The sequence below is a fragment of the Ruegeria sp. HKCCD6647-2 genome (assembly GCF_057221075.1).
Genome location: NZ_JBWVBD010000003.1, coordinates 261,453 through 283,820, shown reverse-complemented (window position 1 = coordinate 283,820; position 22,368 = coordinate 261,453). Strand labels below are relative to the sequence as shown.

The 22,368-nt window shown below is 57.7% G+C and carries 20 protein-coding genes; 16 read left to right on the top strand and 4 right to left on the bottom strand.

Going from position 1 to position 22,368, the window contains the following annotated elements; translation table 11 throughout:
• The first annotated feature begins 126 nt into the window (after nt 1-126).
• The 7 genes from AC2TDJ_RS10390 to AC2TDJ_RS10360 all read left to right on the top strand — a co-directional run bounded on the left by AC2TDJ_RS10390 (nt 127) and on the right by AC2TDJ_RS10360 (nt 7,769).
• Complete coding sequence (locus AC2TDJ_RS10390; protein WP_480841888.1) at nt 127-1,377, top strand: NAD(P)/FAD-dependent oxidoreductase; 1,251 nt, start codon at nt 127-129, stop codon at nt 1,375-1,377.
• A gap of 59 nt (nt 1,378-1,436) precedes the next feature.
• Complete coding sequence (locus AC2TDJ_RS10385; protein WP_480841886.1) at nt 1,437-2,417, top strand: TRAP transporter substrate-binding protein; 981 nt, start codon at nt 1,437-1,439, stop codon at nt 2,415-2,417.
• Between the two features lie 66 nt (nt 2,418-2,483).
• On the top strand, nt 2,484-3,011 hold the full coding sequence (locus AC2TDJ_RS10380; protein ID WP_480841884.1) for a TRAP transporter small permease: 528 nt from the start codon (nt 2,484-2,486) through the stop codon (nt 3,009-3,011).
• 4 nt (nt 3,012-3,015) lie between these two features.
• On the top strand, nt 3,016-4,329 hold the full coding sequence (locus tag AC2TDJ_RS10375) for a TRAP transporter large permease (RefSeq protein WP_480841882.1): 1,314 nt from the start codon (nt 3,016-3,018) through the stop codon (nt 4,327-4,329).
• A 48-nt stretch (nt 4,330-4,377) separates the two neighbouring features.
• A complete protein-coding gene (locus AC2TDJ_RS10370) occupies nt 4,378-4,812 on the top strand; it encodes a universal stress protein (RefSeq protein ID WP_480841880.1) in 435 nt (144 codons plus the stop codon).
• 33 nt (nt 4,813-4,845) lie between these two features.
• Nucleotides 4,846-5,970, top strand: coding sequence for an enolase C-terminal domain-like protein (locus tag AC2TDJ_RS10365; RefSeq protein WP_480841878.1), 1,125 nt, complete (start codon nt 4,846-4,848; stop codon nt 5,968-5,970).
• 65 nt (nt 5,971-6,035) lie between these two features.
• A complete protein-coding gene (locus tag AC2TDJ_RS10360) occupies nt 6,036-7,769 on the top strand; it encodes a thiamine pyrophosphate-binding protein (protein ID WP_480841876.1) in 1,734 nt (577 codons plus the stop codon).
• A 105-nt stretch (nt 7,770-7,874) separates the two neighbouring features.
• On the opposite strand, the gene AC2TDJ_RS10355 is transcribed toward AC2TDJ_RS10360, so the two are convergent.
• The gene (locus AC2TDJ_RS10355; RefSeq protein WP_480841874.1) at nt 7,875-8,759 is read right to left on the bottom strand and encodes a LysR substrate-binding domain-containing protein; all 885 of its coding nucleotides are present in this window, start codon (nt 8,757-8,759) and stop codon (nt 7,875-7,877) included.
• 99 nt (nt 8,760-8,858) lie between these two features.
• Between AC2TDJ_RS10355 and leuB the strand changes: the two genes are divergently transcribed.
• From leuB to AC2TDJ_RS10325, 6 genes are read left to right on the top strand one after another with little or no spacing between them, the layout of a single operon-like run.
• Nucleotides 8,859-9,944: a 3-isopropylmalate dehydrogenase gene (gene leuB, locus AC2TDJ_RS10350; RefSeq protein ID WP_480841872.1), complete on the top strand. Its 1,086-nt coding sequence runs from the start codon at nt 8,859-8,861 to the stop codon at nt 9,942-9,944.
• Nucleotides 9,941-11,602, top strand: coding sequence for a GMC family oxidoreductase (locus tag AC2TDJ_RS10345; protein WP_480841870.1), 1,662 nt, complete (start codon nt 9,941-9,943; stop codon nt 11,600-11,602). The genes leuB and AC2TDJ_RS10345 overlap by 4 nt, the downstream gene beginning before the upstream one ends.
• Nucleotides 11,599-13,080 (top strand): aldehyde dehydrogenase, encoded by a 1,482-nt coding sequence (locus AC2TDJ_RS10340; RefSeq protein WP_480841868.1) that lies wholly within the window; start codon nt 11,599-11,601, stop codon nt 13,078-13,080. Before AC2TDJ_RS10345 ends, AC2TDJ_RS10340 begins: the two co-directional genes overlap by 4 nt.
• Before the next feature lie 43 nt (nt 13,081-13,123).
• Entirely contained in the window at nt 13,124-13,960 is an 837-nt protein-coding gene (locus AC2TDJ_RS10335) for a 3-methyl-2-oxobutanoate hydroxymethyltransferase (protein ID WP_480841866.1), read from the top strand.
• On the top strand, nt 13,957-15,294 hold the full coding sequence (locus tag AC2TDJ_RS10330) for an MmgE/PrpD family protein (protein ID WP_480841864.1): 1,338 nt from the start codon (nt 13,957-13,959) through the stop codon (nt 15,292-15,294). Before AC2TDJ_RS10335 ends, AC2TDJ_RS10330 begins: the two co-directional genes overlap by 4 nt.
• Nucleotides 15,291-16,841, top strand: a complete 1,551-nt coding sequence (locus AC2TDJ_RS10325) for a trimethylamine methyltransferase family protein (RefSeq protein ID WP_480841862.1) — start codon at nt 15,291-15,293, stop codon at nt 16,839-16,841. Before AC2TDJ_RS10330 ends, AC2TDJ_RS10325 begins: the two co-directional genes overlap by 4 nt.
• 25 nt (nt 16,842-16,866) lie before the next feature.
• Here AC2TDJ_RS10325 and AC2TDJ_RS10320 read toward each other — a convergent pair whose 3' ends face one another.
• From AC2TDJ_RS10320 to AC2TDJ_RS10310, 3 genes are read right to left on the bottom strand one after another with little or no spacing between them, the layout of a single operon-like run.
• Complete coding sequence (locus tag AC2TDJ_RS10320; RefSeq protein ID WP_480841860.1) at nt 16,867-18,012, bottom strand: ABC transporter permease; 1,146 nt, start codon at nt 18,010-18,012, stop codon at nt 16,867-16,869.
• Complete coding sequence (locus AC2TDJ_RS10315; protein WP_480841858.1) at nt 18,009-18,935, bottom strand: ABC transporter ATP-binding protein; 927 nt, start codon at nt 18,933-18,935, stop codon at nt 18,009-18,011. The genes AC2TDJ_RS10320 and AC2TDJ_RS10315 overlap by 4 nt, the downstream gene beginning before the upstream one ends.
• Nucleotides 18,932-19,885 (bottom strand): HlyD family secretion protein, encoded by a 954-nt coding sequence (locus AC2TDJ_RS10310; protein WP_480842250.1) that lies wholly within the window; start codon nt 19,883-19,885, stop codon nt 18,932-18,934. The genes AC2TDJ_RS10315 and AC2TDJ_RS10310 overlap by 4 nt, the downstream gene beginning before the upstream one ends.
• 38 nt (nt 19,886-19,923) lie before the next feature.
• Here AC2TDJ_RS10310 and AC2TDJ_RS10305 point away from each other — a divergent pair, with 38 nt between their 5' ends.
• The 3 genes from AC2TDJ_RS10305 (at nt 19,924) to AC2TDJ_RS10295 (ending at nt 22,347) form a co-directional block, all read left to right on the top strand.
• Nucleotides 19,924-20,244, top strand: coding sequence for a hypothetical protein (locus AC2TDJ_RS10305; RefSeq protein ID WP_480841856.1), 321 nt, complete (start codon nt 19,924-19,926; stop codon nt 20,242-20,244).
• A complete protein-coding gene (nrtS, locus tag AC2TDJ_RS10300; RefSeq protein WP_480841854.1) occupies nt 20,228-20,491 on the top strand; it encodes a nitrate/nitrite transporter NrtS in 264 nt (87 codons plus the stop codon). Before AC2TDJ_RS10305 ends, nrtS begins: the two co-directional genes overlap by 17 nt.
• Before the next feature lie 113 nt (nt 20,492-20,604).
• Complete coding sequence (locus AC2TDJ_RS10295; protein ID WP_480841852.1) at nt 20,605-22,347, top strand: cobalamin-dependent protein; 1,743 nt, start codon at nt 20,605-20,607, stop codon at nt 22,345-22,347.
• Nucleotides 22,348-22,368: the final 21 nt, after the last annotated feature.

Here is a 22,368-nt window from a genome sequence, read left to right as displayed (position 1 = left end):
TCTCAGTTGCCCTTATTTAACAGAGATCGCCGCGAAATAAACAATTGTCTTCACAGAATCCTACAAGTCTGTATACAGGGCAGAATATAGTACCCGCCCAAATGATTCTGGGTACGGTGAGGGATGATGAGCTTCAGCGGCGAACAAGTGGTCATTATCGGAGCCGGGATCGTCGGCGTGTCGACGGCCATCTGGTTGCGGCGCAAGGGTGTCGATGTCACCATCGTTGATCGCAACCCCCCTGGCGATGCCAAAGCCACCTCCTACGGAAATGCCGGCGTATTGGCTGCCTGTTCCGTAGCGCCAGTGACGGCGCCGGGCTTGGTGCTCAAAGGCCCGCGGATGGCGTTGGATCCAGATTTCCCTTTGTTTCTGCGCTGGTCCTACCTGCCGCGCCTTTTGCCCTGGCTTCTGAAGTATATGTCGAATGCCAACGACAAGGATACGCGGCGCATTGCGAAGGGGCTTACACCGCTAACCAGTGACTCGGTCGAACAGCATTTGTCCCTGGCCAAGGATACTGGGGCGGCGGAGTGGATTCAGACCAGCGACTACAGCTTTGTCTACCCGACGCGGGCGGCGTTCGAGGATGACGACTACACCTGGATGCTGCGCAGGATAGCAGGGTTCGAGCCCGAGATTCTGGAAGGTTCAGCAGTTCGGGAGTTCGAGCCCAACCTATCCCCGAACTTGAATTTGCTCGCGGTAATGCATGATCATGGGTTCAGCCGAAATCCGGGTGCCTATGTCGCTGCATTGGCCGGCGAGGCCGAAAGGCTTGGTGCCGTTTTTCACCAGACAGAAGTTGTAGATTTTGAGCTGACCGATGGGCAGGTCACGGCTGTTGTGACCAAAGACGGCAGATTGCCCTGCACCAAGGTCGTTCTGGCGACAGGTGTCTGGTCCAAGCCGCTGGCCAAGAAGCTTGGGATTTCCGTGCCGATCGAAAGCGAGCGCGGCTACCACATGGAATTTACCGCACCAGAAAACGGCCCGGCGACCCCGCTGATGGTGACCACTGGCAAATTCGTAGCCACACCGATGGAAGGCAGGTTGCGATGCGCCGGTGTGGTCGAATTTGGCGGTCTTGAAGCGGGGCCGTCAAAAGCGCCGCTGGACCTCTTGAAACGCAAGGTGTTGGAGAGTTTCCCGAACCTGAAATTCGAAAGCGAAACCAGCTGGCTTGGGCATCGCCCGGCTCCGTCGGACAGCCTGCCGCTGATTGGGGAAATTGGAAATACCGGCGTTCTGGCCGGGTTCGGGCATCATCACATCGGTCTTACTGCCGGGCCCAAAACGGGCCGGATTCTGGCAGGACTGATCACCAACGACCGCACCAATATCGACCTGAGTTCTTATGATCCGATGCGGTTCTGACTGAATAATCAAGAATGCTCTGCCAGCAGAGCAAAACCAAGGCAACAAGGGAGCCAAACATGTCAACCACACTTACCAAGCTCGCCGCCAGCGTCGCTGTCGTCACCGTATCAAGCGTTGCTGCGTCGGCGGAAACCTGGGATATGCCGATGGCGTATTCGGCCACCAATTTTCACTCGGCAACAGGTGCGGAATTCGCGGAATGCGTGACGATCGGGACTGGTGGTGCGCTAACCATTCAGACCCATCCCGGTGGTTCGCTCTATGCCGGTGCGGAAATCAAACGCGCCATTCAGACCGGTCAGGTGAATATTGGTGAACGCCTGTTGTCCGGTCACCAGAATGAAAACCCGCTGTTCGGATTTGACTCGGTTCCGTTTCTTGCAACTTCGTTCGACGACTCCGAAAAACTCTGGGAAGCCGCCAAAGGTCCGCTGACAGAGTTGTTGGCCGAGCAAAATCTGCATCTTCTGTATTCCGTTCCGTGGCCGGGGCAGGGGCTCTACTTCGACCGTGAAGTAAACTCGTTGGCGGATGCCGAAGGCTTGAAATTCCGTGCTTACAATTCGGCAAGCGCCCGTCTGGCCGAGCTGGCCGGAATGCTGCCGGTGCAGATCGAAGCCGCCGAAATCAGCCAGGCTTTCGCTACTGGTGTCGCACAGGGGATGGTATCTTCGGGGTCCACCGGCTACGACCGGAAAGTCTGGGAAAGCCTCTCGCATTATTATGGCGTGGACGCATGGATGCCCCGCAACTACGTGATGGTAAACATGGACGCCTGGAACGGTCTGGACGAGGCCACCAAGAACGTCGTGAACGGCTGTGCCGTGCTTGCCGAATATGCAGGGGACTGGCGCTCGATCCAGTATACCGAGTTCACCGTGAACGAACTGGCGAAAAACGGGATGACCACTGGCCCCGCGGGTGACGCGCTTGCGGCCGAGCTGCGTGACATTGGTGAGACCATGACTGCCGAATGGCTGGAATCGGCGGGCGATCAAGGCAAGCAGATCGTCGACGCCTTCAAAGCGGCCCAATAAACCCAACCACTTGATAATTGCCCCGGTGCCGGATCGATGCCGGGGCACACATAAAGGAGGGTGGTCGTGACGTTTTTCAGTCTTCTGCGCACTGTATTGGACACCATCTATCGATGGGCCGGATACGTTGCAGCTGTTTTTTTGATCCTGATCCTGTGTTTCGTCTCAATGCAAATGGTGTCCCGCTGGGTCGGTGAGATTGTTGTCGGTGGGCCTGATTTCACGGGGTATTGCATGGCGGCGGCGTCGTTTCTGGCATTGCCCTACGCCATGAACAGCGGCAGCCATATCAGGGTGAATTTGTTGCTCAACGTGATGGGGAGATACCGCAGATACGGCGAGATCTGGTGCTGGGCCATCGCCAGCTACCTGACTTTCCTGTTCGCGCGTTACGCAATCAAACTGACCTACGAAAGTTACCGCTTCAACGACATCAGCCAGGGTCAGGATGCCTGGCCGATCTGGATCCCACAGATGTCGATGGTGATCGGCACGGTTCTGTTGGCGATCTGTGCCTTGGACAATCTGATCTGCGCCCTCTTCGCGGGTAAGGACAACATTCGATCCCTTGGGGTCGACGCGCACGCGGAGTGACGTCATGGATCAAGTTTACCTCGTACTCATCTTCCTGTTCGCTCTGTTTCTTCTGCTAGGAACTGGCGTTTGGGTGGCACTGGCGTTGTTTGGGGTCGCCTATCTGGGCCTTGAAATGTTCACGTCCCGCCCTGCGGGCGACGCAATGCTAACCCGCATCTGGACCGGATCGTCCAGTTGGACATTGACGGCTTTGCCGCTGTTCATCTGGATGGGTGAAATCCTGTTTCGAAGTCGATTATCACAGGATATGTTCCGCGGTCTCAGCCCATGGATGCAGCGCATGCCAGGCGGTCTGGTGCATGTCAACATCGTCGGATGCACGATATTCGCGGCTGTTTCCGGTTCTTCCGCAGCGACGCTGACCACCGTTGGGAAGATGTCAATCCCGGAGCTTCGGGCGCGCAAGTACCCGGAATACATGATCATCGGAACGCTGACCGGCGCGGCAACGCTGGGTCTTATGATCCCTCCGTCGCTGACTTTGATTGTATACGGTGTTGCGGTCGAGCAATCGATCTCGAAGCTGTTCATGGCGGGCATTCTGCCCGGTATTTTTCTGGCCGGTATGTTCATGGCCTATGTCGCCGGGTGGTCGTTCATCCGGCCAAAGGAAGTGCCGGAGATCGCCGACAAGATGACCTTTGGTCAAAAGCTGAATGAAAGCCGGTTTCTGATCCCGATCATCCTGTTGATCCTGGTTGTCATCGGTTCGATGTATGGCGGTTTTGCCACTGCGACCGAAGCCGCGGCCATCGGCGTTGTCGGCGCCTTCATTCTGGCCGGTTTGCAGGGATCGCTGACCAAGGAAGCCTTTATCGAAAGCCTGCTGGGTGCGACGCGGACATCGGCGATGATCGCCTTTATCCTGATGGGTGCGATTGCTCTGACACTGGCCATGGGTTTCACCGGTCTGCCGCGTGCATTGGCGGAATACATCGAAGCCCTGAACCTGTCGCGCTTTTCGCTGCTGCTGGCCTTGATGCTGTTCTACATCGTGCTGGGCATGTTCCTCGACGGAATTTCCTCGGTGGTTCTGACCATGGCGATCGTTCAGCCGATGGTCGAAGGCGCAGGGATTGATCTGATCTGGTTCGGCATCTTCATCGTCGTGGTTGTGGAAATGGCACAGATCACCCCACCGATCGGATTCAATCTGTTCGTCATGCAGGGGATAACCCGACACGAAATGGGGTACATAGCCAAAACCGCGCTGCCGCTTTTCTTGATCATGGTGGTGATGGTGTTCGTCCTGATCGGCTTCCCCGAGCTGGCGACCTATCTGCCGGATAACATGGTAAACTCGGTTGGCCGCTAGTCGGCCAGCCACCCTTCTCGGAATAATCGGCATCAAGAGGGCGGTAAGATGACCAAAGGCATTATTCTCGCGGCCGTGGATCTGGTCCACAAAGACGCAGACAGTCTTGTTGTCAAAGAGGCAATCTCGCTGGCGCGAACCCATGACAGCAAGGTCGAGCTGGTGTTTGTGATCCCGGATCAGCAGAACAGTTACGTTCAGGAGTACATTCCGGCCGACATGCGGGAAAAAGTGCTCGTTGAGGCGCTGGATGACCTTCAGAGCTATGGCGAGACCTTTGACTGGCACGGGGTGGAGCACAACGCACAGGTTTTGCGCGGAGTGGTCTATGAAAAGCTGATTGAGCATGCAGATCAAGTCGGTGCCAGCTTTGTTGTCATCGGTGCCAGCCGGCCATCGGTGACGGATCTGTTTATCGGCCCGAATGCGGCGCGTGTTTCTCGTTACGCATCCTGCAGCGTTCTGGTTGTCCGGCCGCAATAAACCGCACCCCGCTTATTCTTGATGGAGACCAGTGTGAGCGATCACAAGATAGAGGAAATTCGCGTTCACCGAATTTCGATCCCGGCCAAGGCTGTCCACTCCCACGGCAGCGGCGATGTGGCGGGGATCAACGTAGCGATTGTGGAAATCGTGACGGACACGGGCCTCACCGGTTGGGGGGAAGCCTCGCCCTGGCCGGTTTTTACCGGTACCGCCGAGGGCAATGCCGCAGCCCTGCACGTTCACTTGCGGCCACATTTGATCGGTCAGGATCCGGTGCAAGTCGAAAAGCACATGAACATGGCCGATAAGGTGGTGGTTGGTCATCCCGAGGCCAAGGCCGCGCTGGAAATGGCGTTGCTGGACATCACCGGTCAGATCTCCGGCCTTTCGGTCTGTGAACTGGTCGGCGGCCGAATGCGCGACAGTATGGGCATGAGCTTTTCTGTCGCCAACCCGGATTTTGATGCCGATCTCGATGACATCGCGGCGATGTGGGAAGACGGTGTTCGAATCTACAAGTTCAAGACGGGTTTTGCAGACCACAAGTTCGACCTGATGCGTTGCGAAAAGCTGCGCGAAATCTATGGCGACGAGGTAGATATCCGCATCGACTATAACCAGGGTTTGCCGGCCTATGATGCAGTTCGATGTATTCGCGATCTGGAAGCATTCCGCCCGACATTTGTGGAACAACCGGTCAGGATGCACGAACGCGAGGTGTTGGCCCATATCACCCATGTGATCGACACACCGATCATGGCGGATGAGAGCGTGTTCGACCCCAAGGGCGCGCTCTATGGTGTCCAGCACAGGATCGCAGACATCTTTTCGCTCAAGATCATGAAATCCGGGGGCATCCGCCGGGCGCTGGAAGTTGCGGCAATTGCCAGGGCGGCCGGGATCGAAGTCTACGGCGGTTGCATGTTCGAAACCGGACTTGCCCATGCGGCTGGCGCGCATTTGATGGCGGCGGTGCCGGACCTTCTGCTGCAATGCGAATTCTACATGGCAACTTACTACGCCGCCGAAGACATCCTGACCGAACCTTTCCCCGTCAAACACGGAAGGGTTCACGTTCCTACCGGTCCTGGTCTGGGCGTAAAAGTCGATCCCGAAATGCTTGAGAAATACGCCGTGGACACCCCACTGGCTTAACTAAAAAACTGCGAAAAATCTGCATACCAAATTGTATGCAGTTCGCCCCGGAAAGGTGCAAACCAATGGAAAACTCAGAATCCAAACGTATGAACGGCGCACAGATCATTCTTAAAATGCTTGAGCTTCATGGCGTCAAACACGTGTTTGGTCTGCCCGGCGAAACAACAATAGGATGGTACAAGGAATGGCGCGAGCACAGCGACATCGAATTCGTGCTAACCCGTGATGAACGCACAGCCTCCTTCGCCGCTGAAGCGTATGCCAAAATTACCGGTCGCCCTTGTGTGCTCGAGGCACCCAGCCCGGGCGTGACCCATTGTACCCCTGGCATCACCGAGGCCTTCCTCAGCTCTGTTCCAGTGATCTTTTTCAGTTCCGACATCCCAATCAATCAGGACAAAAAACATGGGCTGACCGGTGTTGATCAGACCAGACTTTACGACAGCATCTGCAAGGAGTCATTTGTGCTGACCAATGCGCAAGAAATCCCCTTCCTGATGCGCCGAGCGTTTCGTGTTGCGACCTCAGGTCGGCCGGCGCCGGTACATATCCGTGTCCCAATCAACATCTTTGGTGAAGAAGCTGAGGTCGGGGATCTCTATGCCGAACCGGATTACAGCTTTTATCCGGCTCACCGGCCGGTGGCCGATCACTCCAAGATCCGGGCTGCCATAGATGTTCTGCTCGCGGCAAAAAAGCCTGCCATCGTCTGCGGGCAGGGTGCCTTGATCTCCAATGCGACGGACGCGATTCTGGAGCTGGCTGAGCTGTTACAAATACCGGTTGGCACCACCACCCCGGGCAAGGGAACAATTCCGGAAGATCACCCCCTTGCCCTGCGGGTGATCGGAGGCCGTGGTGGAATGGAATATTCCAACCAGTACGTATTCGATGCGGATACCATATTTTTCATTGGTTCGAACACGGATAGCGCGGCGACGGATCATTGGAAGCTTTATGGTGACCCCAGAAATAAAACTTTCCTGCATCTGGACATTGCCGAGGCACATGTCGGCAACAATTTCCCGGTCAAGGTCGGGCTGGTTGGCGACGCTCGCGCCAGCGTGGAATACATGGTCGCGATTCTAAGGTCGGAATACACGGCACTTTCTCGCGACCCGATCAATCTGAACCCGGTCAAGCAAACCGCTCTGAACAAGGTGTTCAACTCGAACATTCCAATGCCAGAAGGCACGATCTCACCGGTGAAACTGTCTCAGGTTCTGGACAAGATCATGCCGGAAGACGCCGTGGTGACGTCCGAACCGGGTGTCAGCGCGATCTACCCCTCCGCCTTGCTGACCTTCCGAAAGCCCGGCCGCCGTTACATCACCAACTATTCGATGGGGGCTTTGGGGTATTCGGTTCCGGCAGGTTTGGGCGCTGCCTACGCCAATGACGGGCCGATCATCTCTTTCACGGGCGATGGTTCCCTTGGGTTCGTAATCGGAGATATGGAGACACTGAAGCGCAGCGGCAAAAACATCACGGTGATCCTGACCCGCAACGATACATTCGGCTGGATCCGGGGAGAAGCGATATTGCTGGATGACGTTGACGAACCCTGGTCGACCGATTTCGGACGCGTCGATTATGTCAAGGTGGCAGAGGGTTTCGGCTTCAAGGCTGCGCGCATAACAAGCGAGGCGGATATCGAACCGATGCTGACAGACGCCATCGCCAATCCCGGTGCAAATTTCATCGAGATGATGGTGCCGTCGCAGGACAAGATCGTCCCATTCGTGCCCAACTGGGTTCGTGCCGCGCGTGCAAAAAACCTGCCCCACTTTTACTGAGCAAGTCCGGTTTTGGGATCGCAGGTTGCTCTGCGGTCTCAACTGCCGGCAGATGCCTATTTTGTCTGGCAAACAGTGCAACGGTGATCGGTCATCCTTGACAGATCACGGCCCGTTCTGTCCGATCCAGTCCAAAAAGTGACTGGCTCCGGGTCTTGCAGCGCCCGATGTGGTAACCGAACAGAAATACCCTCGGTTGGTTTTGTTTTCGTGCTCGCAGGCCAGTGCCAGTGAGCCGTTGACAAGATACTCGTTCAGCAGAGGGCGCCATCCAATACCGATGCCCAGACCGTTCTGGATTGCCCGCAGATAAACCATGTAGCTTAGATAGCTGTCGTGTGGTGGCGGTTTCGGAATGTCTATCCCGGTTCCCTCGAAAAATCGCTTCCAGTCGCCATTGTGATCCGGGCCGGACAAGTGAATGAGTTTGCGGTCGGCCAATTCCGATCGGGTGAATGGTCGACCGTTTTCCAGAAGACCGGGATGGCAGACGGCAACCATGTTTTCCCCAAAGATTTTCCTGCTGGCCGCACCTTCCAGGCCACTATGACCAAAAAGAATGATTGCATCACATGCACCGGCGTCGAAATCGGCGTTTTGATCCCGGGTGATGATTTGCAGTTTGGTGTCTGGATACTGGCTTTGAAACTCCGCCAGTCGAGGCAACAGGTAAAGGCTGGTGAATCCGATACTGGCGCTGACGATAATTGTCCCGTCATCTTTATGCGCGCGCAGAGTTTCCAAACCTTTCCGTATGGCGTCAAATCCCTGTGACACAGCCTCTGCCAGAATTTCTCCTTCCTTGGTCAGGGTCAGGCGCGGCTTGCTGCGCAGGAAGAGTTTCAGCCCCAGCTCGGCCTCCAATGCCGAGACATGCCGGCTGATGGCGGGTTGCTGTACGTTCAACTCCTCCGCTGCACGCGAAAAACTCAGGCGTCGCGCCGCTGCCTCGAACGCGTTGATCTGAGGTACCGGAATCGGTCGTGACATCATCATACCTTTGGCGAATGATTGTCATTCACCATTTCCGTCTTTTTCGATCACATCAAGTACGTAATCCTGCTGCTGGCGTCAAAGCAGGAATGATCGGTGGAAAAGACACTTCTGGCCCTTGGTGGCGATGGGATTGGTCCGGAAATCCTGGAGCAGGGATTGCGCGTCGCCGGACGGCTGGCAGAACTTTCAGGCATCAGTTTGTCCGTTCGGCACGGCCTTTTGCACGGCGCGTCCTGGGAGGTGCATGGAAGCTTTTGCACCCCAGAGGTGCTTGATCAGGCGCGTAAATCCGGCGCGATATTGGTTGGGGCAGTCGGCGGCCCGAAATGGGACAGCATCCGGGTGCCCGGCGGCGCCGAATGTCAGGACGGTTTGATGTATTTGCGCCATCATTTGCAAACCTATCTGGGGTTGCGCCCGGCCCGTGCTTGGGTGCCGCTCATGTCCAAAACCCCGTTTCGACCCGGACTGGCTGAGAACGCGGATGTTCTGATCCTGCGCGAGATGTGTGGTGGCGCCATGTTTGCCACCGAAAGGGGGCAACGCCAGGTGAATGGTCTGCGGCAGGGTTATGACATGACTGCCTACGATGAGGCCGAAGTTGCTCGGTTTGCGCATGGCGGGTTTCAATTGGCCCGGTCGCGACGGAGTCGGTTGGTGAGCTGTGACAAATCAAACGTTATGGAAAGCTACAAACTTTGGCGCACGGTCGTGACCGAGGTTGCGCAAGAATATCCGGATGTAATCTTCGAAAACATGTTTGCGGACAATTGCGCGTATCAGCTGATGCGGCGGCCCGAGGATTTCGACGTGGTGATCGGCTGCAACCAGATGGGCGACGTGCTGAGCGACCTGACGGCAGTATATGCGGGCTCACTGGGTATGCTGCCCTCGGCCTGTCTGGCTGCGAACCCGGCGGACGGGCCAGTATTCGGCATGTATGAGAGCACCGCAGGTTCCGCGCCGGATATCGCAGGTCTGGGTACTGCCAACCCTGTGGGCACGATCCTGTCCGTCGCGATGATGTTCCAATACAGTTTTGACCAGCCCCATGTCGTCAGTCTTCTGGAATCCGCAGTCGAAGCCACGCTGAACGTGGGCATCATGACACCTGATCTGGGCGGGCAGGCCACCGGGGCCGAGATGACGAATGCCATTCTCGAAAGGCTCTCGGGGTGAAGGCGTTCGATTATGTAATCGCTGGGGGCGGCTCGGCCGGTTGCGTATTGGCGGCACGGCTGGCGGAAGACCCGAAGGTTTCGGTCTGTCTGGTCGAGGCCGGTGGTCGGGGTCGAGACCTGTTCATCCGGATGCCAGCCGGGAACGGGTTCGTCTTCGGCAACCCCAGGCTCGATTGGGGTTATCATTCTGTGCCACAGCCGGGATTGAATGGTCGCAGCTTCTACTATCCACGTGGTAAGGCTTTGGGAGGATCCTCCATCGTCAACGGCATGATTTACATGCGCGGTGTGGCGGCGGATTACGACATGTGGCGGCAGTCGGGGCTTGAGGGCTGGTCCTATGCGGACGTTCTTCCGTATTTCCGCCGCTCAGAGGGCGCACGCGACCGCTGTGACGATTGGCATGGGCGCGACGGCCCGTTGAAAACCGAGCCCGCCAGAAATTTCGGAGAGTTTGAGCGCGCATTCATAGCGGCGGCCAGGGCTGCCGGGCATCGCGAGATCAGTGACTTCAATGGGCCCGAGCGGACAGGCGTGTCGCGAAATGACTCGACTGTCTGGAGAGGTGTTCGCCAGTCGGCGGCCATCGCATATCTGAAAAATCCACCGAAGAATCTGACACTCTGCACCGGGCGCCAGATTGCGCGAATAGTTTTTGACGGGCGGCGTGCGATCGGTGTGGAAACACTTGATGGCGAAGTGATCCGTGCGCGTCGCGAGGTGATTGTCTGTCAGGGCAGTTTCGGCACGCCACATCTGCTGATGCTGTCCGGCATCGGGCCGGGCCGTCATCTTTGTCAGCACGGGATTAATGTTGTGTCTGATCTACCCTCTGTGGGGGCGAACCTGTCAGATCATCCCGATGTTTCGATGCAATACGCTTCGAACCGGCCGGATCTCAGTCATGCCCGGCATCAGAGGCTGGACAGGGCGGCGTTACTGATGGGGAAATGGCTGCTGAACGGTTCAGGCCCCGGCGGAGGAGCATTCTTTTCGACAGTGTTGTTCCATGCCTTCGACAACCCTGCGCTGCCCGAGCTAGAAGTTTTCATGACCCCGATGGTTGTCGAAGAAAACCTTGGCAATGGGTGCGAAGAACGCGCGCCGCTGACACAGCGGCTTGGTCGCAGGCTTTTGGTACGCGGTCGCAAGGTGGCGAAACCAGGTGTTCAAATAGACATAAACCTTGAGCGGCCCCGCTCGGTTGGGACAGTTCGCCTGGCAAGCGCCGACCCAAGTGAGAAGCCTTTGATCGATCCAAACTATTTCGCGGATCCGCAGGATACCGAACATCTGAAACGCGGTGTTCAGGTTATGCGAGACGTGATGGCGCAGGAACCGATTGCAAGCCTGGTTTCGGGTGAGACTGGGCCCTGGAAAGACGCCCACACCGATGCCGCGATCGTTCAGGCGATCCGTCAGACGGCCTATACGGGTCACCACCCGGCCTGCACCGCACGTATGGGCGACGTGCTGGATCATGAATTAAGGGTGCATGGGGTCGAGGGGCTGCGTGTTTGCGACGCTTCGGCGATGCCGATGCAAATCACTGGCAACCTGTATGCCACAGTGGTCATGATGGCGGAAAAGGCTGCCGACATGATCCTTGGCCGCCCACCATTGCCACCGGAATACCCAACGGAGCACACCCGATGACCGACATCCGCACCTTCGATTTCTTTGCCGGCAACGCATGGCACGCACCCGCAGGCGGGGGATATATCGACAGTGAAAACCCTGCCACCGGCGAAGTCTGGGCGCGTATCCCCGACTGTCGGCAGGCGGATGTCGATCTCGCTGTGGGTGCGGCGCATTCAGCTTATTACGCAGGTCATTGGGGCCGGATGCAGCCAGCCGAACGGGGTAGGATACTGCGACGCATGGGTGACGTGATCTCTCGCCATGCCGACCGATTGGGGGCGATCGAAACCCGCGACAACGGCAAGCTGCCGTCGATGATCACTCCGGGATTGCGCGCGGGTCAGTGGCTGGTTGACAGTTTCCACTATTACGCCGGTATGTGCGACAAGTTTGAGGGCCGGATCATCCCCGCCGAAGCACCCGACATCCACAACTACGTAAAGTGGGAACCCTTCGGCGTTGTCGCTCAGGTACTGCCCTGGAATTCACCGCTGGGAACCCTGTTCTGGAAACTCGCCCCCTGTCTTGCGGCGGGAAATACAGTCGTAATGAAACCTTCGGAACATTCCAGCGCATCGACGCTGGAGCTGATGGAGGTTCTGCTCGAGGCCGATCTGCCGCCCGGGGTGTTGAATGTGGTCACCGGATTAGGGGCGACGACGGCCCAGCCGATGATTGAACACCCGGATGTCAGGATGGTCAGTTTCACGGGCGGTACAGTGGGCGGTCGAGCCGCCGCAATCGCGGCGGCGCAGCAAGTTAAGCCGGTGGTGATGGAGCTTGGTGGCAAGTCGCCGCAAGTTGTCTTTCCCGATGCCGATCTAGAGCTGGCTGTAAACGGGGTCGCTGCGGGAATTTTCCCTCCGGGTGGACAAAGCTGCATCTCGGGTTCACGCGTGCTTGTACATCGCGACATCATCGACAACTTCACCGAAAGGTTGGTTGATGTGGCGAAAAAAGCCCGTGTGGGTGATCCTCTGGATCCGGCAACGCAGATCGGGCCGATGGCCAACCGGCGGCACTACGAAACCGTTCTGGCGCGCATTTCTGCGGCCGAGCAAGCGGGTCACAGGTTGTTGCTGGATGGTCGGACCGCGTGCCGGGATAGCGGTTATTACGTCGGGCCAACGATTTTCGCAGATGTCCCCAACACCTCCGATCTGGCACAGAATGAAGTTTTTGGCCCAGTGGTCAGCACCGAGGCTTGGGAGGACGAGGCAGAAGCAATTCGCATCGCCAACGACACGATCTACGGGCTTGCCGCAGGTATCTGGACCCGCGATGTCGCCAAAGCGATGCGCATTGCCGACCGGATCGAGGCCGGCACGGTCTATATCAACAACTATTTCAACGCTGCCACACAATCGCCGGTCGGTGGCATGAAACAATCGGGCTACGGCCGCGAAAACGGGTTCGAAGGGATGCGCTGCTTTCTGCAGACCAAATCCGTCTGGTTGTCCACAAATCCCCAGCAACCCGATCCATTTGCCTGAGCCCGCAAAGGCGCCGCAACCGAAGAATGAGGGAGGAGATTGTATGAAACGTATCTATGACTTCGGGCGACGCCCGGCGGTGCGCAATTACACGATTGCCGACTTGAAGGCCCTGAAAGGTACAGGCCGGAAACTGTCGATGTCGAACCCGTCTACCCCGGACGAGCTTCAGGCCTGTTTGGACGCAGGCATCGACTTGTTGGTGGTCTGGGACGAACATATCGAACACACCCGTGAGGTCGCGCCGGACATATTTGCCGGGGTCGGCAGCACCTGGGCGCAGTTCGGATCGACGCAGGAGATCATGGACCACGCCTTTGACATGATGCGAAAGGGCGCGGACATGTATTACACCCTGCGCTCCTTCGATGTGATGGAGGCCCTGGCCAAGGAGGGCGTTCCGGTGCAGTCGCATATTGGGCTGATCCCGACCTTCAGCCATTATTGCGGGGGGCTGCGCGGTTGGGGCCGCACGGCGGGCGAGGCGATGGAGATATATCGCACGCTCAAACGCATGGAAGACGTGGGCGTTTTCGCGGTTGAGGCTGAATGTATCGCCGAAGAAGTGCTGGAGGCGGTGAACGACAAAACTTCAATCGTCACGTTCTCTCTGGGCTCGGGTAATGCGGGTGATGCGATCTTCAGCTTTGTGAAAGATATCTGCGGGGAGGCCAGTGAAGAGGACAAGCCGCCAAAGCACGCCCACGCGTTCGGCAACTTGCAGCGATTGCACGATCAGATCCGCAGCGAACGCACTGCGGCGATGTCCGCCTTCGGTAGCGCGGTAAAGGACGGTAGTTTCCCTTATCCGCAAAACAACATCCGCATGCATGCTGAGGAAAAGGACAAGTTTCTCGAAGCGCTGGACAAGGTGTCGTGACTGCTGCCGAGCGGCTGGCCCGGTTTGCTGTTTCCGCTGATCCGGGACCAGAGTTGACCGATGTGATCGCGCCAGCCGTAGCAGATTGCTTTGGGTGCATTCTCGCCGGGGCGGACAGTGAAGTTGCCAGTCGGGTGCGTTCTGCGCTGGAGCCATTTGGTGCCGGGCCGGTTGCACTTTATGGTCACACAAAGAGGCTGAACGCCCCCTACGCGGCGATGGTCAATGCTGTGGCCGGCCACGCCTGGGATCTGGATGATTGGGAGGAGCCGGGAAACACGCATCCAACGGTTGTTCTATTGCCCGCTCTTCTGGCGGCCGCGCATCTGAAACCGGCGAGTGGCACTGAACTTGTTGCCGCTTACGCCGTGGGGGCAGAGATCATCATGCGCCTTGGCGAGGCGTTGACGCTGGATCATTACGCGCGCGGGTTTCATTCGACGGCCACCCTTGGGGCAATCGGTGTGGCCGGAGCAGCGTCGCGGCTTTTGAAGCTGTCAGAAACACAGGTCGCCCACGCGATGGCTTTGTCCGTGTCACAAGCCACCGGCTATACCTTGCAATTTGGTTCAAGTGCCAAACCGCTTCAGGCGGGGTGGGCTGCGCGCAACGGGTTGGAAGCCGCGCTGCTGGCTGCGCAAGGAGTTTCGGCGCAGCTCCATGTGCTGGACCATCCACGGGGATTTGCAGGATTGATGGGTAGCCCCGAACCGGATCGGTTTTGTCGTGCCCTGTCCCGCTTGGGGTCACCTTGGGCGATTGACGACTATGGCCTGATCTTAAAACCCTGGCCGTCCTGCGGATACACGCATCGGCTTATGACGGCAGCATTGGAGTTGCGGCCCAAACTGTCGGGCAGACTGGATAGGGTGATCGCGATTCAGGCGTATCTTCCGGATTTTCACGCTGAAATCCTGCCGTTCAACTCACCTACCACACGCAACGAGGCTCTGTTTTCAGCCCCTGCTTGTGTTGCTCAGGTTTTGGTCAACGCAGGGCTGACCCTCGGCGACAGCGCTCGCGCGTTCTGGCTTGACCCGTTGGTACGCCGGCTAATCAAGTCTACGACCGTCATTCCGGAACCGGCCCGAAACCGCGCCCTGAACTTTGACCCGGCTCAGCCGGACATCCTGCGCATTACTTTGGAAGGTGGGGATGTGCTTGAAACCACCTGTGCCTATCCGCTCGGCGCGCCGCAAAACCCAATGAACAGTGTGCAGTTGGGTGAAAAGTTTACTGCCCTGACTAGCCGCCCGACCGAAGGCTTCACAGAGTTGCTCGACTGGCCTCACGCCGCTGATATTGCAGAGTTTTTTCAAAGGATGTCCAGATGACAGACCGCAAACGCACAGGCGGGCGCGCCGCGCGCAGGCAGGCAAGGGTTGCGGGGGCCGGTTCGGGGCCGACCACGGCAATCTGGCCTGGGATTGAAGGCGGGCGATACCGGCCTCTGACTGATGCCCAGCTCGCCATGGTCGACCAGACAGCAATGCGAATTCTCGAAGAGATTGGCCTCAAAGGAGCGACGCAAACCTGCGTGGATACGATTTGTGCCGCGGGCGGGTCCCTGACGGACGACGGAAGGCTGCTGTTGCCCGAAATCCTCGTGCGCAAGGCGTTGAAGACAGCCGGGCGTGGTTTCAAACTGTGCGGGTTGAAGCACAAACATGACATCGACCCTTCCGGGTCGCGCATTCATTTTGGCACTTCCGGCGCAGCTGTGCACATCATCGACAGTGAAACTGGCCAGATCCGCGATACGACCCTGCGCGATCTGTACGACATGGCAAGGCTTGCCGATCAGTTGCCCAATGTTCACATGTTCCAGCGCACGGTTGTGGCGCGGGATATCACGGACCCGCGTGAGATGGACCTCAACACCGCTTATGCCTGTCTCAAAGGTACTGCAAAGCCCACCGGCACGTCCTTCGGTTCAGCCGAAGTGATGGAAGAAGCTGTTGGAATGATGACCATCATCATGGGTGGCCCGGATGCATTGCGAGCCCGCCCTCCACTTTGCGTTTCGACCTGTTTCATTGTTCCGCCGCTCACTTTCGCCCAAGAGGCGTTAGGTGTGATTGAATGTGCCGCGCGTCACGGCATGCCGCTCAAGCTGGTATCAGCCGGGCAGGCGGGTGCAACCAGCCCGGCGCCGCTGGCCGGAGCTGTTGCACAACAAACGGCCGAGGTGCTGGCAGGGATCGTATACGTCAACTTACTGAACCCCGGCCATCCGGCCACGTTCGGCGGGCTTCCCTTCGTCAGCGATCTGCGAACGGGCGCCATGTCTGGTGGATCAGCCGAGCAGGGATTGCTCATGGCGGCCTGTGCCCAGATGGCCCGGTTCTACGACATCCCTTGTTCCGTGAGCGCAGGTATGACCGATAGCAAGATGCCGGACTTTCAGGCCGGATATGAGAAAGGCTATACCGAGCTTCTGGCCGCGCTCGCCGGTGCCAATCTTGTCTACGAAGCTGCCGGGATGTACGGCTCACTTTTGGGCTGCTCATTGGAGAGCTTTGTGCTGGACAATGATTTGATCGGTTCGGTCATGCGGGCGGTACGCGGTTTCGAAGTGACGGAAGAAACGCTGTCACTGGAAACCATCCGGGATGTGTGTGTCGGCGGGCCGGGGCATTTCCTCGGGCACGATCAGACGATGAACCGTATGGAAAGCGACTATTTCTACCCCGCGCTTGCGGACCGGCGCACCCCGCAAGAGTGGGCCGCTGCACCGGACAAAGATCTGCTGGAACGCGCTCGGGCGCGTACGCGCGAGCTTCTGTCTAATCCGCCGCCGTCGCACATCCCGGAAGACTTGGACCGCGAAATCCGGCGTTGCTTTCCAATTCGAGAGCTCGGGAACACCGCAATCGGCTAGTCATGCAATACAGATGGCACGCAGGTCAGCCCAGGCGCTTCTTGAATCTGAGTGTTGCTGCCAGCAAGCCGAAGACGGCAAAGCCAATCATCCAGAGGATTTCCCAACGCAGGGCATAAAGGGACGCGTCCCGCAGAACTACCCCTCGGATCATGTCCATGAAATGTGTTGCCGGCAGAATCTGAGCGATGATCTGTACGGGTTTTGGCATTCCATCGAACGGGAACATGAACCCCGACATCAGGATCGAAGGCAGCAACACGAAAATGGTCATCTGCATCGATTGAAGCTGGTTCTGGGCCAGGGTGGAGATGACCAACCCCAGAGACAGACTGGCAATAATGAACAACAGCGTCACCACAAAAAGTGCTCCGAGCCCGCCATTGATCGGGACGGCAAACAGCACGTGCCCGAGGCCAAGAATGATCACGACCTGTATCAGGCCCAGAAAGATGTAAGGGATGATCTTTCCTATCATCAATTCAATCGATCGGATCGGTGTATTGATTAGCATCTCCATGTTTCCTCGTTCGCGTTCCCGAACGATCGCGGCCGAGGTGAACAGGATCATCGTCATCGTCAGGATCACTCCGACTAGACCCGGTACGATATTCACCGCAGATCTTTGCTCGGGGTTGAAATAGAGCGTGACCTCGAATGTCGGAACCTGCCGGTTCGGTGGCATTTTCAGCAACTCGGTCAATGGCATCACGCGTAGGGATTTGATCGCGCTGGCCACCATCGTATCCGAGCCGTCGACGATCCAATGTGCGACCGGGCGGCTGCTGGTCAGGTCCGTTGCATCAGGAAGACCCAGTCCGACAGAGGGGCTGCGCGCGATCCGGTTGTCCACGTCCGGCGGGATAATAAAGGCAGCGCGCACTCGGGATTCCGTGATAGCCTGTTCAGCTTCTTGCGGGTTTACGAGCTGTTCGGTCACGGTCACAACTTGCGTGGCCTGAACCAGTTGCACCAGGGTTCGGGACAACTCCGTATTGGCCTGGTCGACAACGGCAACCGGGACGTGGCGCAGATTGGTGTTGATTGCATATCCAAACAGCAACAACTGGATCAGCGGGATCATGATCACCATCGCGAAAGTCATCCTGTCGCGGCGCAGTTGCAGCAGCTCTTTCCGCAGGACAGCGGTGATGCGGCGCAGAGAATTCATGACGCCACCCCTCGTGTCGCGCTGACAAACACGTCCTCGAGATTTGGACGCTGGGGGGTCAGCGACAGATCCGGAAACGCACCGAGAAGCGATTGCAGCATTGCAACCGGTTCGGATTCGGATTTGTCGACCAGGACCCGCAATCTTGATCCGACCTGAGCGGTCGACAGAACCTTGGATTTGCCGTCCAGCTCGTGCTTGACCTTTCGCAGGTTCGGGCCTTCGACTTCGACGACAACGGCCTGCAGGTCCTCCATCAACTGCCGGGGTGAGCCATCGGCTTTCTTGACACCATGTTCGAGGATGGCCAGCCGATGACACCGTTCTGCTTCGTCCATGAAATGTGTGGACACGATCATCGTTGCGCCGTCGTCGACCAGATCGAACAACTGCTCCCAAAAAGTGCGGCGGGTTTCCGGGTCAACGGCCGAAGTAGGTTCGTCGAGAAACAACAGCTTCGGGTGGTGCATGACCGTCGCCGCAAGGGCCAGTTTCTGACGCTGCCCGCCACTCATGCTGCCGCTTAGCTGATTGACGTTGTCGGTCAGGTCATAAGTGTGAAGCAGTTCATCTATCCGGGGTGCGGCTTTTTTCCGGGGAATGCCGTAAATCTCGGCTGCAAACCGAAGGTTCTCCATCACCGTCAGGTCGCGGTAATACGAAAAGATCTGCGTCATGTAACCGATCTCGCTTTTCAGCGGCTCAGCAGCCTCGGGCATCGATTTGCCCAGAACCGAAACCGAACCGCTGCTCGGCGTCAGCAAGCCCGTCAGCATTCTCATTGTTGTGGTCTTGCCGCAGCCGTTGGGCCCGAGGAACCCGTAGATCTGGCCGGTTCTGATTTCCAGATCCAGGTTATTGACGGCCGTCTTTTCCCCGAACTGCCGGGTCAGACCTTGCGTCGAGACCACCAGATCCGTCATGGCATCCTGACCTGCACCGGGACTCCGGCCGGTAAATCCGGCGAGGCGCCGGGGAGGTCGATTTCCGCCAGATAAACCAGGCGGGTCCGGTCGTCTTTGTTCAGCCCGTAATATGGGGTGAAAGAGGCATCATCGCTGATCCAGCGGACGATGCCCTCCAGCGGGTCATCCAACCCATCGACGCGGACCTCAAGACTGTCACCCGGTTTTATGTTCACGCGATGCGGCTCAGGAACATAAACACGGGCATAAGGCGTCTGTCCGGTAACCACGACAGCAACCGGGCTGCCCATGGTGACCCGTTCGCCAAGGTTCCAGGGCAGGGAGTCCAGCACGCCTTCGCGGGTTGCAACCACGGTCAGGTCGTTGAGCACGTTTTGCTCGGCTTCGACCAATGCGTTCGCAGCCCGGACATTTGCCTCGGCCACGGCAAGATCTTCAGGGCGTGTGCCGTTTTGCAGTTCCTTCAGAGACTCCCGCGCACTGGCCAGTTCAGCCCGTGCAGAATCCCGCAAGGCCAGATCATTTGCGACTTGCGCTTCTGTAACGACGGAATTCTCGACCAGTTTGGAGTTTCGGTCGTAAATGGCTTCGGCATCGACCAACCGTGCGACGGCACCAGCGACCTTTGCCTCGGCAATTGCGATCTCTTCCACGCGTGGACCAACCTGAAGCTTGAGAAGCGTGGCCTCTGCCTTCTCAAGCTCTGCCTGCGCCAGATTTAGCTTTGCAGTCTGCAGCGTACCGTCAAGCTGAACCAGAACGTCGCCCGCCTTGACCAACGTCCCTTCGCGAACGGGCAGGTCCACGACAATTTCGTTGGCCGTTGCTGTCAGTGCCACCCTGTCACGCGCCAGAACACCCAGTGCAGTACTCGTGTCCGTTCCGGAACATCGCTCCAGAACCGCCGGCAACGCGGCAGCGAGGATCAGAGGGATGGGGAGCGTCATATTCAGCACGGGTCACCTCCTATGGCAGGGCACCGACAATGGTCGGGGCGATGCCCAAACATACAGTCGTGATTTTCGAGTTGTATATACCAGTTTCGCTGATTTTCCCTATTCCTGTGCGGTTTAGGGTTTCAACCGTGCTGGAAATCCAAGCGACATTGGCGGCCGAACGTGGGGTCTGGCGTGCCAAAGCGTTGGCGCTGAAAACGCGACACCTCAGCAAAACCGGCGAGATTTTTCATCAAGTCACATTGCCTGCCAAAACTTGGATCAATTCTGTGAAGCTGCTATCGAACGGCGGTGTGATCGCAAAACCAAGGCTCCAGGGGTCAGGATCGAAAAATGTCCAACAGTGGTGAAGTCGAAGGGTTCTGGAATATTGCCACCGAACGCAGCGTGGTGATGCGGGCGCTTAGAATTGCGTTCATTGTTGGTGCCGTACTGGCAGTAATCAATCACGGAGACCGGGTATTAACGGGGTCCGTCGATGCGGGGGTGATCCTAAAAATTGCCCTCACCTTTGTCGTGCCATATTGCGTATCGACGTATTCCTCGGTTCTGGCCGTTCGCGAGAGGTTGCAGCGAGTGGAGCCCGCGCCGGACTAGGAGCCGTTTCGGATGATAATCCATGCTTGGTTTTGCGGTTTACGCTTATTGCATTGACGTGAAACAGTGGATCTGTCTCGACAGGAGGGCTCAGACAGCCAAAGGGGGCATTCGTGACATCGGATCCGGAGCTGATTGCCGAGCAGATGGTGCCGGGCACGGTACTTTTGCAGCGGGGCCGAGCCATGGCCGCAGAGTGGGCTCTGGGCCGAAACCTGTTTCTGGACAGCAAGAATGTGGAATCCGAAGCAGAGTACAAACGCGCGCAGGCCGCCAAAGGTTGCATCATGCAACACGCCCATATCGGATTTCGCAGCATTGACCGCACGGTGAACGCGATGACCCGATTGCACGAGATGGGCTTGGCGCGTGGTTTAGAGATCGACCGTTTCGGCATTACGTTGGATTGGTCGATGGGCTATCCGCCCGAGCATCGCGCGACTGCCGGGCGGGGTACCGGCATCGTGCTGTCCGGACCCGAGGATTTCGAACGGATCGCCAATGCCAGCCCCGCCGCCGCGCATTTCGGAGATTTCATGCTTGGGTTACCCGGGGCTTTGGAAAACACAAAAGCTGCCATCGCAGCCGGGGTGACAGCCATTGGCAATCTGGGGCAGTATTTCACGTTTCGACTGCCATTCTGGGACGACGACGTGGCCACAACCGAGGCAACAGTCACATCGCTTGGGCTGATTGCCGCGCAACCGGTTGAAATTCTGGTGCATTCCAATCTGGATGATGGATTTGCGGGACTGTTTCTGGACGTGACAAGTGCCTTTGGCATGATGCTGGTCGAAAAGTACATCGTCGAAGATCTGATCGGAGCCCGGGCCTCATTTTGTTTTGGGCACCACTTTTGCGACCCGCTGACACGGTCGGCCTTTCACGCCGCGCTGGCGCAAGAGATTGAAACGCCGGGTACGATGATCTTTGGCAACACGGTCGCTTATCAAGGCGAACCGGCTGCAAATCATGCCAGCCTCGCCATTTACCTGCTGACCGATATTTGTGCGCTGACAAATGCTCATACCGGTCACGCGATCAATCCGGTTCCGGTCACGGAAAATATCCGGATTCCGGATGTGGATGAGATTCTGGATGCGCAAACTCTTGCGGCGCGGCTGGTGGAACACGCTCCGGGCCACGCACAACTGATTGATCGTGCGTTGGTTGATGCCATGGCACAAAAACTGGTCCGGGGTGGGCGTGGTTTTGCAAGGGCAGCGTTGGCTGGTCTGGCCGAGCGTGGGGTCGACATCTCGGACCCCGCTGCTCTGATGCTGGCCATTCGCAGGCTGGGTGCCAAACGGATGGAAGCGCTGTGGGGGCAGGGGCATCCGACCGATGCCAACCACCGGCCGCTCGTCCCGGCGGATTGGGCACGGGAGTTGGATGAAATGGCGCGGGGTTGGGTTCGTAGGAACCTCCAGCGGAGCGAAGGTCTGAAAGGCATACACGTGGTTCTGGGAACAACAGATGTGCATGAGCATGGGGCTTATCTAGTGCGGCAAGCGCTCGAAGGACTGGGAGTGCGGGTTACGGATGCTGGAGTTGCGCTGGACCCCGAAACACTTGTGGCCAGCGCTTGCGAGGCCGAGGCAGATGTAATTGCGGTCAGCACCTATAACGGAATCGCGCTTGGCTACGCCCATGAGGTTCAGAACCAGCTTCGCCGTCGGAGGCAGGTGATGCCCGTTTTGATCGGAGGTAAACTGAACCAGATTGCCGACAAATCCAACTCGGATATGCCTGTGGACGTTTCGGATGAGCTGACGGCCCTTGGGGTAAAGCCTTGCCACGGGCTGGATGATATGTTGCAGACCCTTCAAATCCTGAGTAAGCGCAGTTCCCCATAGTCACATGCAACTCTGGAAGTA

Coding starts and splice junctions, on each gene's coding strand:
- AC2TDJ_RS10390 (WP_480841888.1), top strand. CDS start 127: ATGAGCTTCAGCGGCGAACAAGTGGTCATTATCGGAGCCGGGATCGTC.
- AC2TDJ_RS10385 (WP_480841886.1), top strand. CDS start 1,437: ATGTCAACCACACTTACCAAGCTCGCCGCCAGCGTCGCTGTCGTCACC.
- AC2TDJ_RS10375 (WP_480841882.1), top strand. CDS start 3,016: ATGGATCAAGTTTACCTCGTACTCATCTTCCTGTTCGCTCTGTTTCTT.
- AC2TDJ_RS10370 (WP_480841880.1), top strand. CDS start 4,378: ATGACCAAAGGCATTATTCTCGCGGCCGTGGATCTGGTCCACAAAGAC.
- AC2TDJ_RS10360 (WP_480841876.1), top strand. CDS start 6,036: ATGGAAAACTCAGAATCCAAACGTATGAACGGCGCACAGATCATTCTT.
- AC2TDJ_RS10355 (WP_480841874.1), bottom strand. CDS start 8,759: ATGTCACGACCGATTCCGGTACCTCAGATCAACGCGTTCGAGGCAGCG.
- AC2TDJ_RS10340 (WP_480841868.1), top strand. CDS start 11,599: ATGACCGACATCCGCACCTTCGATTTCTTTGCCGGCAACGCATGGCAC.
- AC2TDJ_RS10335 (WP_480841866.1), top strand. CDS start 13,124: ATGAAACGTATCTATGACTTCGGGCGACGCCCGGCGGTGCGCAATTAC.
- AC2TDJ_RS10325 (WP_480841862.1), top strand. CDS start 15,291: ATGACAGACCGCAAACGCACAGGCGGGCGCGCCGCGCGCAGGCAGGCA.
- AC2TDJ_RS10320 (WP_480841860.1), bottom strand. CDS start 18,012: ATGAATTCTCTGCGCCGCATCACCGCTGTCCTGCGGAAAGAGCTGCTG.
- AC2TDJ_RS10315 (WP_480841858.1), bottom strand. CDS start 18,935: ATGACGGATCTGGTGGTCTCGACGCAAGGTCTGACCCGGCAGTTCGGG.
- AC2TDJ_RS10310 (WP_480842250.1), bottom strand. CDS start 19,885: ATGACGCTCCCCATCCCTCTGATCCTCGCTGCCGCGTTGCCGGCGGTT.
- AC2TDJ_RS10305 (WP_480841856.1), top strand. CDS start 19,924: ATGGTCGGGGCGATGCCCAAACATACAGTCGTGATTTTCGAGTTGTAT.
- nrtS (WP_480841854.1), top strand. CDS start 20,228: ATGTCCAACAGTGGTGAAGTCGAAGGGTTCTGGAATATTGCCACCGAA.